The 12,971-nt window shown below is 51.3% G+C and carries 14 protein-coding genes and 1 pseudogene; 5 read left to right on the top strand and 10 right to left on the bottom strand.

What is annotated here, in order from left to right; all coding sequences use genetic code 11:
• Window positions 1–720 precede the first annotated feature (720 nt).
• The 3 genes from ACJJIK_RS12255 to ACJJIK_RS12245 all read left to right on the top strand — a co-directional run bounded on the left by ACJJIK_RS12255 (window position 721) and on the right by ACJJIK_RS12245 (window position 2,244).
• The gene (locus ACJJIK_RS12255; protein ID WP_444942892.1) at window positions 721–1,194 is read left to right on the top strand and encodes an SF0329 family protein; all 474 of its coding nucleotides are present in this window, start codon (window positions 721–723) and stop codon (window positions 1,192–1,194) included.
• A 70-nt stretch (window positions 1,195–1,264) separates the two neighbouring features.
• A complete protein-coding gene (locus ACJJIK_RS12250; protein WP_444942891.1) occupies window positions 1,265–1,588 on the top strand; it encodes a hypothetical protein in 324 nt (107 codons plus the stop codon).
• A gap of 131 nt (window positions 1,589–1,719) precedes the next feature.
• The gene (locus ACJJIK_RS12245; RefSeq protein ID WP_444942890.1) at window positions 1,720–2,244 is read left to right on the top strand and encodes a hypothetical protein; all 525 of its coding nucleotides are present in this window, start codon (window positions 1,720–1,722) and stop codon (window positions 2,242–2,244) included.
• A 263-nt stretch (window positions 2,245–2,507) separates the two neighbouring features.
• Here ACJJIK_RS12245 and ACJJIK_RS12240 read toward each other — a convergent pair.
• Both ACJJIK_RS12240 and ACJJIK_RS12235 read right to left on the bottom strand, forming a co-directional pair.
• Window positions 2,508–2,756: pseudogene (locus ACJJIK_RS12240) on the bottom strand (transposase); the annotation flags it as partial.
• Between the two features lie 56 nt (window positions 2,757–2,812).
• Window positions 2,813–3,424: a TetR/AcrR family transcriptional regulator gene (locus ACJJIK_RS12235; protein WP_444928581.1), complete on the bottom strand. Its 612-nt coding sequence runs from the start codon at window positions 3,422–3,424 to the stop codon at window positions 2,813–2,815.
• A 133-nt stretch (window positions 3,425–3,557) separates the two neighbouring features.
• Here ACJJIK_RS12235 and ACJJIK_RS12230 point away from each other — a divergent pair, with 133 nt between their 5' ends.
• Window positions 3,558–4,634 carry an MBL fold metallo-hydrolase gene (locus ACJJIK_RS12230; RefSeq protein WP_444942889.1) on the top strand — a complete coding sequence of 359 codons (1,077 nt, stop codon included), beginning with the start codon at window positions 3,558–3,560 and terminating at the stop codon, window positions 4,632–4,634.
• Window positions 4,635–4,750: 116 nt separating this feature from the next.
• Here the strand turns inward: ACJJIK_RS12230 and ACJJIK_RS12225 are convergent, their stop codons facing one another.
• The 8 genes from ACJJIK_RS12225 to ACJJIK_RS12190 all read right to left on the bottom strand — a co-directional run bounded on the left by ACJJIK_RS12225 (window position 4,751) and on the right by ACJJIK_RS12190 (window position 11,247).
• On the bottom strand, window positions 4,751–4,969 hold the full coding sequence (locus ACJJIK_RS12225; RefSeq protein ID WP_444942888.1) for a DinB family protein: 219 nt from the start codon (window positions 4,967–4,969) through the stop codon (window positions 4,751–4,753).
• Window positions 4,970–5,018: 49 nt separating this feature from the next.
• On the bottom strand, window positions 5,019–6,290 hold the full coding sequence (locus ACJJIK_RS12220; protein ID WP_444942887.1) for an alpha/beta hydrolase-fold protein: 1,272 nt from the start codon (window positions 6,288–6,290) through the stop codon (window positions 5,019–5,021).
• Between the two features lie 146 nt (window positions 6,291–6,436).
• A complete protein-coding gene (locus tag ACJJIK_RS12215) occupies window positions 6,437–7,183 on the bottom strand; it encodes a copper resistance protein B (RefSeq protein WP_444942886.1) in 747 nt (248 codons plus the stop codon).
• Entirely contained in the window at window positions 7,176–8,957 is a 1,782-nt protein-coding gene (locus ACJJIK_RS12210) for a copper resistance system multicopper oxidase (protein WP_444942885.1), read from the bottom strand. Before ACJJIK_RS12210 ends, ACJJIK_RS12215 begins: the two co-directional genes overlap by 8 nt.
• Before the next feature lie 11 nt (window positions 8,958–8,968).
• Window positions 8,969–9,457, bottom strand: a complete 489-nt coding sequence (locus ACJJIK_RS12205) for a DUF411 domain-containing protein (protein ID WP_444942884.1) — start codon at window positions 9,455–9,457, stop codon at window positions 8,969–8,971.
• 108 nt (window positions 9,458–9,565) lie between these two features.
• Window positions 9,566–9,910, bottom strand: coding sequence for a hypothetical protein (locus ACJJIK_RS12200; protein WP_444942883.1), 345 nt, complete (start codon window positions 9,908–9,910; stop codon window positions 9,566–9,568).
• 82 nt (window positions 9,911–9,992) lie between these two features.
• Complete coding sequence (locus tag ACJJIK_RS12195) at window positions 9,993–10,790, bottom strand: MBL fold metallo-hydrolase (protein ID WP_444942882.1); 798 nt, start codon at window positions 10,788–10,790, stop codon at window positions 9,993–9,995.
• A 13-nt stretch (window positions 10,791–10,803) separates the two neighbouring features.
• The gene (locus ACJJIK_RS12190) at window positions 10,804–11,247 is read right to left on the bottom strand and encodes a pseudoazurin (protein ID WP_444928573.1); all 444 of its coding nucleotides are present in this window, start codon (window positions 11,245–11,247) and stop codon (window positions 10,804–10,806) included.
• Between the two features lie 262 nt (window positions 11,248–11,509).
• On the opposite strand from ACJJIK_RS12190, the gene radA reads away from it, so the two are divergent.
• Complete coding sequence (gene radA, locus ACJJIK_RS12185; protein WP_444928572.1) at window positions 11,510–12,904, top strand: DNA repair protein RadA; 1,395 nt, start codon at window positions 11,510–11,512, stop codon at window positions 12,902–12,904.
• Window positions 12,905–12,971 lie beyond the last annotated feature (67 nt).

The following is a 12,971-nucleotide window of genomic DNA, read 5'->3' as shown; positions in this document are numbered from 1 at the left end:
TCTTGCGCGTTGTGCGGAGCTTTAAATTAGGAGTATTTGAGAGGCAGGATGCACGAGCGAACAATCAACGTGAAGCGTAGACAGAGAAATATGTAGGCCATAGGGAGTGCGCGCTCCTGAAGTGCTGGTATCGCTTCGAAATGCAAATTCTAGGTGACGAGGCTTGTAACGTGGTCGAAGTCCATGCAAAGCAATCGACTCAGGAGTGAATTTGTTTTCGCTACCTGAATGGCAAGATTGTGGAGATCTAGCGGAGTTCTTAAGCCGTGGCATACATACAGAGATGTAATGAGAACTTGTGAGACCCAAGGTAACTCCCAAAGGAATGGGTAGGGCAGTGTAGCTGAATAAGCGAAACGAACGATGGTGTCTTGGGAGTCGGACCAGCTCATAGTAGTCGGAGGGCGGGAAAGCCGTCTACAGGGCGAAGGGGCTGGCAGTTATATTGAGCTTGCAGTCGATACATACACCGGACATGTAGGGCTGGATATTGTATGAAAACAAAAGTGCAAGCATTACATTCAGTTGAATCTGAGTTCATGCACTTCAGTCATTGGGTGAAAAGGCGAAGATGGGTGGAGTGAATAGCTTTGATAGGATTTAGCTGCGCGGTAAATAATATAACTGAGGAGCCGGATGCGGTAATTCCGCACGTCCGGACCTGCGTGGGGGCAGTCGGTAACCGGCTGTCCTACCACTACGTGCTACCAAGAGGAAGAAATGTCGAAGCCGTGGAGTAAATTACAAAAAGAGTTTTACCTACTTCGTGCAGAGGGGCTTAAATTTCAACTGCAGTGTCGTTCCTATCGAATGGATTCTCAAATGGGGAGTACGAGTTGCCCTCGCTACTGGATAACTCTCGGAAAAGATATAATCTGGGATTATCCAAAAGATTTTGTAGGTAAGACACGCCCGGATAGGAAACCAACAGAGTGGTATCCTTATGAAACTGATATACCCGATATATCAAATTTGATTCGGGAATATATTGATACCCCCAAAGACGAAATCATGAAAAAGGTTTTTGAAAATGATTGTTGGGGGCTTATAAATATACTCAGAGCTGCTGATAAGCGTATTGGTACTAGGAGATTACCCGAATTAAAGAAAAAAACTGGTAATAAAGCCGCTTTAAAAGTAATTGAGGAGCGTATGTCCACAGCACTAACAAAACAATCAAACGGACTCCGCTAAGCGTGGTTCGCCTTGCTCACAATAACACACTTAGCTCCGCTCGGTTATTGTGGCGTTAGGGATAAAGTCAATGTCTAAGTTTTGGGTGGTTGATACGAAGTCCAAAATTGCACCGGAGAGCTCCTATGAGCAAGACGGTAGCGAATGGTATTACGGTCGCTCAATAGTTCCTGCCAAATCAGCAGAAGATGCTATAGACCTGCTCAAGATGGCACTACGAGATAAGCATGTTGAAGTAGATACCATCCTCGCAGTTGTTGATTACAGTCATCAAAGCTGGGAATCGGATGACGATGAACTCTACGAAACCGTAGAATCCTATGAAAAATCAAAAGCGAATAACGATGTGGTAACTGGAGTATTTGTATCAGGAATGTATTTGGAGACTGAATAGCCATGTCAAAGGGAGCAATGACATTAGGGGAAGGAAGCCAGAAGAATAAATTTAAAACTGAGCCACATTAGTTTTGAATGGCAATCAAGAGAGAGAATACGTTTACGTACTGCATACGACAAACTATCTGTTTGGAAAGCAAAATATGCAGTAAGCGTATCACCATTTTACCCACGCCTAAAAAATCAATTAAGGAAGCAGCTTTAATTGACAATGAAATATGGGTATTTGGTGTTGACGGAACAAACGCCAGTCATATCATTGACGCCGTAACAATTGCAACTCAATTTTATCAGGTCAAACCCAAGGACATACTCAGCAATATTTATATAAAAAATCTAAACGTTGAGGGCCAAAATGAAGGCAACATGCCATTGCTGGTTAAGCCAAATATGTCATTATATGAAAATACAACCAGAGCTTTAATTGGAACTTGCAACCATTTCGGCATTCAACCCGGCATCAATATCCACGTATACAGCTCAAGCATAAACCCTAAGATTTCAAAGTCTGAGTTGCATCAAGCTCTAAGAGCTGGCGGCACCAAATCCGTAGAAACGGACAGCAGGAAAATTCGCCATAAAGTGGGCAGTAATAATGGCCAAGATTCCGTTCCACTTGTGAGCAATCTTCATGTGGCATCACTGGGTTTTTAAGAATAATTGCATAACGAATAAGGATAGATCGCGCGCAGCCGCGATCTTATCCGGTTGTTGGACAAGCCCGTAGCGCCCGACTCGTTCTTTATAAGAAAATATCTTTTTGGGAGTGTGGAATATTTTGGAATTTCTTATCGTTCAATTTTTTAAAGACGATCGTCGGTCTTGGCTTCTCTGGTGCCAATGGATGTAGTATTTTCTACTGAACCCTTATTTCCTCCTTGTTGGTAAGTGGCAATATTTTACTAAGAGATTGCTCATCAGCCCGAGAGCCAGCCCCGGCTAAAGACTTGTACAAACTGCATGGGGGCAGTGTACTTAGGGCAACACATTGATGGTCGATTTCTTGGTTTGAGCGTTTCAAGAATAACTTTGAGGGTCAGCTGTACAAGCTGCAATAATCGTTTGGCATTACTATGCAGAAAGCCGTAATCACGTACTCGCCGAAAGCCCTTCGGGAGTACATGCTGTAGTACCAGCCATAAAAAATCAGCGCTTGGCAGTGTCCGGAAGTATTAGGTCACAACAGGCAGTGGCCGAGAAAAACTCAGCCACCGGGAGAGGTTTAGGCCTGATAATAACTTAAAAACATAGCCGCAGTGCGCTCGGCAAGTGCTACCTGTTCTGCGGGGCTCGGAGGGGTGGAAAGCTGCAACAGCTGTGGCCAGTAGCAGCCGCCTTTAATCAGGTTGTGAATCTGTCCACTGGCGACTTCTATATCGAGTGGCTTTAGTCGACCGTCGGCGACGGCAGATTTAATCCAGCGCTGCACACCAGTTTCATGGGCTTTATATTTCTCCATCTCCTTGTGCAAGGCATCCGGTTGATGGAAGAAATAGTCAAAGGCCATTCGATTTAGCTCAATATACTGCGGCTTGCAGATCGTTTTGATCTCCTGCTCCAGTAAGGTGCACAGTTGCGTTTGCATATCACTGTCCGGGCTATAGTCGCAGCCGGAAGAACGGGTGGCCTGTTGCCAGAGCTCACCGATCAAATACATCACCAGGGCTTCTTTGCTGGCGAAGTGGTTGTATACCGTGCGCTTGGATACTTGGGCGCGGGCTGCCAGCTCGTCCATGCTGGTGTTTTGCACCCCTAGCTCCTGAAAGGCCTGTTTGGCGGCATCAATAATGGCTTGGCGTTTTAGCTCACTTCGGGTCGGTTTCTTTTCAGTCATGGATGTCTCTACTGAATGGGGGCCGGCGGGTTCCTTTGCTGGCGAGTTACTTCGCGCGCTATTTTACACTAAATAGTTTACTTTTTTATAGTCAGTTTATACACTGCACTGTATAGTTTACATGGTGAGTGCAATGAAGAAGCGCTGGTGGATTCTGGCAGGAGTGATTGTTATGTCGGTAAGTCTTTTTGGTAGCTGTACAAATCAGGCAAAGAAGTTCCGCAATAGTGATGTTGACTACAAGGTCAGCGGTGGGGGCATGATCGATATGATTGCCGCCTATATCAAGGCAGATCGGGCTGCCCCCGCGCCGGTTAAGCCGATGCCATTGCGCCAGATTCCCACTACAGAGCTCAGGGCCCCGGAAGCTGAGAGTGCCGTCTACCGTCTGGGGCACTCCACCGTGCTAATTCGTATGGATGATCAGTATATTTTGACAGATCCGGTGTTTAGCAAGCGCGCATCTCCGGTACAGTGGATGGGCCCAAAACGTTTCCATCCACTACCTATAGAGATTCGCGACTTACCCTCTATTAAAGTGGTCGTTATCAGTCATGATCACTACGACCACCTGGATAAAAACAGTATTCGCGCACTTAGGGATAAGGTGGAGCAGTTTGTGGTGCCTAGCGGAGTGGGGCAGCACTTGCGCGACTGGGGAATTCCGGCGGAAAAAATTGAGGAGTTGACCTGGTGGGAATCCTTTGCTCTGGGGAGTTTGCGGTTTACCGCGACCCCGGCTCAACACTTTTCCGGGCGTGGCCTTACCGATAAAGACTCAACGCTGTGGGCCAGCTGGGTTATGGAGGGGCGTGAGGGACGTATATTCTTTAGTGGTGACAGTGGCTATTTTAGTGGTTTTCGCGAAATTGGTGAGCGCTTTGGCCCGTTCGATCTGACACTGATGGAAACGGGTGCTTACAACCAGCTTTGGAGTTCGATTCATATGACGCCTGAACAGAGCGTACAGGCACACCTGGATCTCGGTGGGCGGGCAATGCTACCTATTCACAACAGCACTTTTGATCTTGCCCTGCACGACTGGTATGAACCTTTGGAACGTGCACAGGTGGCGGCAAAAGATCAGGGTGTCACTTTGGTAACGCCGATTATCGGAGAGGCTGTTCGCCTGCATTCGCCAGCTACAACGAAGGCTTGGTGGAAAGATGAGATGGCGATGGTTACGGATTTACGCCTGGTGAGTGAGTAGAGAGGTTTGGTGAATTTGATATTAGAACCTGGATGCTGCTGGATTTAGATCTCGACATGCTTTCTGTGGGCGAGCTGGAAGTTAAAACCGGCTCGCTTTAGTGCATAGAGTTTATTTTATTCGGTAATAGCAGCTGCCATCCGCCTCTCAGGCTCAACTTCGTGTAGAAACCGGGTAAAACTATCTTTTGGCCTTTCCAGGCCTTTCGAAGATAGCGTCCGCGATGCCATTCCTCGATGATTATTGCCATGGGTCAATAAATGCACGAAAATTTCATGGATTGACAGTTGTCCAGAATCCCCGTCAGTGAATTGAAAAGCGCTGGTGAAATCCATATATATTTATCCCCCTTTATTTTTGGCAAATAAAAATTTTAATTGTATGCTAGTTGAGTTTGAGTTCTGATAATTGCCGATTTATCGCCGCCGTTTTACTTTTATCCTGGCTGTGAGAAATTTCTAGTGCTTTCTTCAGAGCATCAGAAGCCTCTAGAATTTCGTTGTTCTGTTGTAACGCCTGGGCCAAGCTTAGGTGGGCATCAATAGAATTTGGCTGGTATTCCACCCATCGCCTTGCGATACTGATAGCTTCTTGGATGCGACCATCTTTCAGTAACAAATTGGAGATATAGCTTAATTGGTTAACATTTCTCCAGCGTGTGGCCCTGGGTAAAATAGGGAAGCCATATTTCTGTGAGCGTGATTGATAGAAATGATCGATATTTTGCAAGGCGTCACCAGGCTGGGATATCAATTCTCGATAATTTGCGGACCATTCTTCGTGGGGATAGTTAAGCTCAATAGCCGATAGTGCAGCTTTTATAAAAGCACCGTAATGATTTTCGTTGTTGAGTATTTCTATTTTCAGCCTGAAGTTTTCTTTTGCGTAAGGTGACAGCTTGGTGTTAATTTGACTTAAGATTTTTTTATAGCGCTTATCTTTACGCATATCACTGTCGGCCATGGCGAAATAAAAAGCACTGATCTTGTTTGGCGAGGTTTGCATACTTTTGGCAATTTCATCAATAAAAGTACTTTCTGAGGTGGGCCCCATGCCAAATATATCAGCCGCAGATAAAAAGAAGTAAGATTGAAATAATCCAGGTTTGTTAGTTAGGGTGTAGAGAGGGAAGGTGCTGCTAGTTGAAATACCAATAATCATTCGATTGTCGAGCGCGCGGTAATTTTCGTTTAAATATGGAAATAGTTCTTTAGTTAGAAATTCACTGTAGGCCTCAGGGTTTCCCTGGGCGCTAAATTTCTCCTCTGCAGTATGCTTCCACATTCCATGTAGGTAGGTTTCCGGTTCATCACCGCCATCATTAAGGCTGATTACAATACTTTCCGGCATGCGTTCTACGCCACTTAGATGCTTTACTATCCCGGTTAAGGCGTGGAAAAATTCTTTGCCGTGAGAGCCATTAATAAAGATAACTGGGTATCTATGCTGCTCTGATGCTTGATGGAACGTTTGCGGTAAATATATGTTGATTGGTATTTCACGACTCAGGGTTCTGGATGAGAAAAGAATTTCATCGCCATAACTCAGGTGTTTGGTCGTGTTAACAGAAGAATGGCTCTGAGGACTCTCAGGTTCTGCTGATAGGCCCACACACAGTAGGGAAACTGCGATTAACAGTATTCGGGGGAAGATCATATCACCGGCATCCTTGCTGAATTTAAATATTTTTAAAAAGGCGATTAAGATCTATTGGATGCTATGACAGATTGGGGAGGCGGTAAAGTTGGTTACAGCTGATGTTAAGTGGTACAACTTGTATAGATATAAAAAGTTGGATTTTTTCAAAACCAAGCTCTAAACCCCAGTACCCATACGGTTGAATCTACGTCGCCACCTTCCTCGCGAGCGAAATCGGCGGCATTTCCCACTTCCCGTTCATAGTGGACACCTAGATAGGGAGAAAAGTTTTTGCTGACTTCATACAGCAGTCGCAGGCCGACTTCTACTTCAGATAAGCCCGAGCCACTACCCCGGGCTCTATCATTCTGGCCAAAAAAATTTAATTCGATATTGGAGAGTAAAGTCCACGCCTGTGCCAGTTTTATTTCGTATTCGCCCTCCAGGCGGAATGCGCTATTGCCGTTTTCCCCATAAAAAAAGACTGCATCCATTTGCAGGGCGTAGGGGGTTTTTCCGGAAACTCCAAGCGCGGCCCAGTTTCTACTCGCGGTTTCAAGTTGAAAGTCGTGGCGAATACCGAGAAGAAAGTTCCACTTAGCGGAAATTGCCCGGCTGTAAAGCCCCCACAGCTCATTCTTATCGGTTTCTCCATCGCCTCGCTCATAATTGAGCGCTACCACCAGTTTGTTCTGCTCCCCGCCATAACTGAAGTCGCCGCCGATTTCCCCGCCGTTATTACCGCGCAGCTCTACATAGTCGAGGCTGACCTTGGCTATGGGGCTCTCTGCCTGGCTATCGCTTGGGGGTTGTCCACTGTACAGTCGCTGCTGGGGCCCCGTCTGGCCATAGCTTGCGGGGATGGTGATTGCCCAGAGTGCCGCCACTGTGCCTGTGGCTAAGTTAAACAATGCGCACCTCCCGATACATAGCGGATCGCTGGTACAGCATTTGGCTGTGTAGTGCCCAGCGGCCATAGGTATCGGCACTGACCAAATAGCTGATGCTAGATCCGGGTTGCGCGATCACAGTGTGTTTTAGGGGTAAATACTCGCCGTCTCCGCTTTCCAGCTCACTCCACAAACCGTGTAAATGCATGGGCTGAGGGAAGGGGGTGTCATTGACCAGGGTAATGCGCAGTCGCTCTTGGTGGCGAAACTGCAGTGGACTGGCATCGTGAAATGTTTCCCCATTGATCGACCACAGGTAGCGTTCAGTATTGCCGGTCAGGTGCAGTTGCAATTCCCGCTGCGGTTCGCGCCGATCCTGCGTAGGGTTGGCACTGCGCAGGTCGGCGTAAGTCAGCACGCGACGGTTATAGCGCTGTTGGTGCTCTCTAAGCCCTATACCGGGATCGGTGATACCGTTTTCCGGCGCCTGCGCGCGATGATCCACCCGGAAGCTGTATTCACTCGGTTGATGCGCGATGGGACTATTGCTGCCGAGCCCTGCGGCGGCGAGGTTTTCGTGAAACCAGCCCCCGGTAGCCGTCGCGCTGGGCGAGCTGGAGTGGTTTTCATCCTGAGTGGTTCGATGGGTTTTAAAATGCGCGCCTGTCTCTGCGGGTTTTTCCGTCAGCCCCAGGTCCTGTCGGCTGAGTATGGGGCGGTGATCCATTGTGGGAATCTCTGCGCGCAGGCGTATATCACTGGTTAGGGTGCCTCGCGCATAGCCACTGCGGTCCATCGACTGTGCGAAGATACTGTAGGCCTGTTCGCTTTGCGGTTCGACAATTACATCATAGGTTTCGCCGTTGCCAATCCGCAGTTCATCGACGCTAATGGGTTCGATATTTTGCCCGTCGGCTGCCACCACCTTCATTTTCAGGCCCGGGATACGCAGGTCGAATAAGGTCATTGAGGCCGTGTTAATTAATCGCAGGCGGACTCTTTCTCCGGGTTTAAATAGAGCGGTCCAATTGGCCTCGGGCGTTTGCCCATTGATCAGATAGGTGTAAGTCTCCCCTGTAACCAGGGATATATTGTGGTCGGAGATCTGTTTCCAGTTCCACTGATGCCGGTCTCGCCAGGTTTGCGCCAGCCCTTTTGCGTGTACCTCACGCCATAAATCCGCAGTCGTGCGCTGCTGCTTGTTGTAGTAATACGGGTCTTTTTTTAGGTGGGTATAAATCGTTTGAGGGGATTCATCGCTCCAATCGGATAGGACAACAACGTAATCCCGCTCGTAGGAAAAGGGTTCTGGGGATAAGGGGTCAATGACGATTGCCCCGTAGAGTCCCCGCTGTTGTTGCAACCCGGATTGGCTGTGATACCAATAGGTGCCGCTTTGGCGTAGCGGGAAACGGTAGCGAAATACTTGTCCCGGCTGGATACCGCCAAAGCTCAAGCCCGGCTCGCCGTCCATATCACTGGGTACCCGGACGCCGTGCCAGTGTAGGGAGGCGCTGTGGGGGAGCCGGTTGTGGACATCCAGGGTGACGATGTCCCCCTCCCGCCAGCGCAGAATGGGAGCGGGCAGGTTGCTGTTAATCGTCAGGGCCTGTCGCTCGCGCCCGGTAAGGTTTACCCGGCGTGAGCCGATCGATAGATCGAAGCGGTTACCGCGCAGGGTTGCCGGCGGGGGTGGGTTTGCGTGCGAGCGCCCCCCCAGTAGAAGGGCACCCGCTCCGAGGCCGGTGACGAAAGTACGCCTTGAGACGGATGCGGTGCGCAGGCGCTCGGTCATTGAGGTCCCTGTTAAAACTGCTCCTGTGCCGTATGCAATTCGGCGTAAATTTCGCTGCTGCCATCTTTGTTAAGCAGCATGACCTGATAGGGCGTAAAGCGGTCTCCCACTTCCATACCGGGGCTGCCCAGGGGCATACCCGGCACGGCGAGGCCAATGGCATTGTGCGGTGGGTTTTGTAAGAAACGCTGTACCAGCTTTGCCGGCACATGCCCTTCGAAAACATAGCCCTGTTCTGACACTGTGGTGTGGCAAGATTGATAGCGCGGTGTGATATGGTGCTGTTTTTTCACGAGGTTGAGATCATCGACATCCTTCGCGACGATATCAAAGCCACTTTGCTGGGCGTGTTCGACCCAAATTTTACAGCAGCCACAGGTGGCGGATTTGTAAGTGGTCAGGCTCACCGCCTCCTTTTTTGGGGCCGTGTCTTCGGCACAGGCACTCAGGGCCAGGGTTGTTAGTAGCGCGGCAATAGCCAGCAAAATTGAACGGTTCATATCAACTCCGGTGATGATATTTGTGCGCACACAGGCGCGCGGGTATTTATAAAAAATATTGGGGGTAAAACTGGGGGAAGCGCGTATGCCCTAGGCACACGGGCCCTGTTAAATGCGCAGTATGGGTGGGCGCAGTGCCATTTCCGGGTCAGGGGAGGAATTAAATTCCCGGTAGGCGGTGACCTGTAGGTTGCGACCGTCAGCGGGGATTTTGTCTGGGGTGTTTACCGCAGAGCTGGTGCTGGGCCCCGCGCAGCAGCTGCACTCGACCGTGCAGCTGGATGCGTGGCTGTCGTTGCAGTTGGCAGGAGTTGTCCCGTCACAGTGGGGGGCTTCAGCGGGGATGGATACTGCTGGGGCTTCGTGCTTTTCTGCACAGGACGACGCCATAGCCTGGCCGCCGAAGGCCAGTAGCAGTGTGAGCAAAAATAAGCGGAAGATCCCGGTGTGCATGGCAGTGTTCAGACAGCGAGCCAGCCCGCAGTGTATGGGCTGGCCTCTGTCGGTGCAACCGGTGTGCTTGCCGGGGAGCAGTTTAAGGGCGGCCCAGGGGTAAGCGGAAATCCTGGTGTCGCAACAGGTCCGGTCCGCACTCAAGGCGTTCGAGCCAACTCAAAAAGCGCTCCTTGATATCGTCGGAGGCAAAGTAGCCACCGTGCTGGGGCACAATCATCGCGGGATTGAGCTCCCGTATCATCTTGGCCCAGAGGCGGCAGGTCCAGTTCCCGCCCATATAGCGGCGGTGGAATCCCTCCATCGATGGCAAATGTGCGTCAAAGTCTTTAACTTCGCCCTCTTCACCCCCGAGGGAGGCGCCGATATCGCCGGAAAACAGGATGCGGCTGACCGGGTCATAAAAGCTAAAGTTGCCGCAGGAGTGCATAAAGTGCGCCGGCAATGCCCAGATCTCACTGTCACTGAAAGGGATAATCTCTCCCTTGTCGTCCAGCGGCATAATGCGTTCCTGCCAGCGTTCTGCACCGGCCCGCGAGGCGACAAAGCCGGAAACCAGGTGTGGCAAAAATCGCGACCACAGCTTGGATACCGCCACCTTACAGCGGGAGTGCAGCATCCAGCGGGGTAGCGAAGCGATAATATCCGGGTCCTGGTGAGAGGCCAGGATCAGATCCAGTTCGCTCAGGTTCAAATGGCGGCTGAGCTCAATGGTGAGGTGTGTGTAAGTCAGATCGCCGCCGGGATCGATTAGCGCCCCTTTGGTGCCGCGGCGAATAACAAATTGATTGGCCTGTACACCACTGCTGCCGTTCTGCTCTTTAACCAAATCGCCGAACCGCGCAACCAGGTGATGACCTTTTTCAAATAGGATATCCACGCCGCGACTCCTCTTACTGGACTTGATCGAGGTACTGCTTGAGCCTCTCCTTATTCATGGCAATAGTGGCATTCATCCCCTCGGCATGTTTTTTGGCGTCCTCTAAGTTGGTCGCCTTGCCCACCTGAATCACTCCCACCATACCCAGCGGCAGGTGTGGATCACATTGATACACGTACACGCCTTCCTGGTTCAAAGTGACGGTGACTTTTTCCCCCATGCTGCCGTTCCAGGTAGCGCCCTCGGCAGGGGATAAAACGGAGTGAGTGTTGTGGGCCATATCGGTGGGCAGAAAAGTGACGGAATCGCCCGGTGCCACCGCGAGAAATGCCGGTTCAAAAGTCATCATCCCGTCCTTGCCCTGGTTCAGCATCTTAACTTCGTGATCCGCAGCCAGGGCGGAGGTCGAGGCCATAGCGAGCGCCAGAATTGCGCCGCGAAGAGTAATAGACGACATGCTTACTTCCTGTTCGATGATTGCTCAATGTTATTCAATACCTTCCCAAGAGTGAGGAAAGGCAGCGGCGGATGTTATCTCGGTGGAGGCGAGGTGGATTGATCTAGATCAATCGCACAGATAGACCAATTAGACTGAGAAGATACCAATAGAGAATGCCGGTGCAGGAGAGTCACTTTTGACCGCTGAGCATCACCCGCCCCGGTCGGATAAGAGGTAAACTGTACGTCACTCAATTTTGCTGACTATTCGGGAGAGTGCCTTGGCCACAAAACGTAAAACTGCCTATGTATGTAATGAATGTGGTGCCGACTACACCAAGTGGGCGGGGCAGTGTAGTGCTTGTGGCACTTGGAATAGCCTGTCGGAAGTGCGTCTGGGGCCCGACCACAAGGATAGTCGCGCCGCGAATTTTACCGATGCACAAAGCGGCTACGCCGGCGCTGCCGGTGCCGGCAAAGTGCAGAAGTTATCGGAAATTGACCTCAGTGAACTGCCGCGCATCCCCACTTCCACCTCGGAGCTGGACCGGGTACTGGGGGGCGGGTTAGTGCCGGGATCGGTGGTCTTGATTGGCGGTCATCCCGGCGCCGGTAAGTCCACGGTTTTACTCCAGACTCTGTGCCATCTCGCCACGTCGATGCCGGCGCTGTATATCACCGGTGAGGAGTCGCTCCAGCAGGTAGCTATGCGTGCCAAGCGCCTCGGCCTGCCCACAGATTCTTTGCAATTGCTCAGCGAAACCGATGTGGAGCGTATTTGCCTGGCGGCCAAGGACGTGAATCCGCGCGTGATGGTGGTGGACTCGATTCAGGTGATGCATATGAGTGACGTGCAATCGGCACCGGGTTCTGTGGCCCAGGTGCGCGAGAGTGCGGCCTACCTGACCCGCTTTGCCAAGCAGACCGGCACGGCGCTGATTCTGGTGGGGCACGTCACCAAGGACGGCAGTCTCGCCGGCCCCAAGGTCCTGGAGCATATTATCGACTGCTCCATACTCCTGGAGGGAACGCACGACTCCCGCTTCCGCACCCTGCGCGCGCATAAAAACCGCTTTGGTGCGGTCAATGAACTCGGCGTATTCGCTATGACTGAGCAGGGTCTAAAAGAGGTATCCAACCCCTCGGCTATTTTCCTGCAGAGGGCCGAGGAGATCGCAGCGGGCTCGGTGGTGACCTCGGTGTGGGAGGGCACCCGGCCGCTGCTGGTGGAATTGCAGGCGCTGGTGGACGATAGCAGCCTCGGCAATCCCCGCCGGGTAGCGGTGGGCCTCGACCAGAATCGCTTGAATATGTTGCTGGCGGTTCTGCACCGCCACGGCGGTGTTTTGGTGGGCGATCAGGATGTCTTTATCAATGTGGTCGGCGGGGTCAAGGTGATGGAGACCAGCGCCGACCTGACACTGCTATTGGCGGTGGTTTCCAGTTTCCGCAATCGTGTCCTGCCGAGGGATCTGGTGGTATTCGGAGAGGTGGGGCTGTCCGGTGAGATTCGCCCGGTGCCCTCGGGCCAGGAGCGCCTGCGCGAGGCGGCCAAGCACGGTTTCCGCAAGGCCATTGTGCCCGCAGCGAATCGCCTGAAGAACGATATCGAGGGTATGGAAATGCACTCGGTGAAAACCCTGGCGGAGGCGCTGGCGGTGATTGATATGAGCTGACGCCAGCTCAATCTGGGGTATCAAGAGGGCTGGTTTCCCCAGAGAACTGGTGGAAGGCAGTTCTCTG

The organism is Microbulbifer regidiadema (SeqCode), from assembly GCF_052466995.1.
This window is presented reverse-complemented; position numbering and strand designations above follow the sequence as displayed.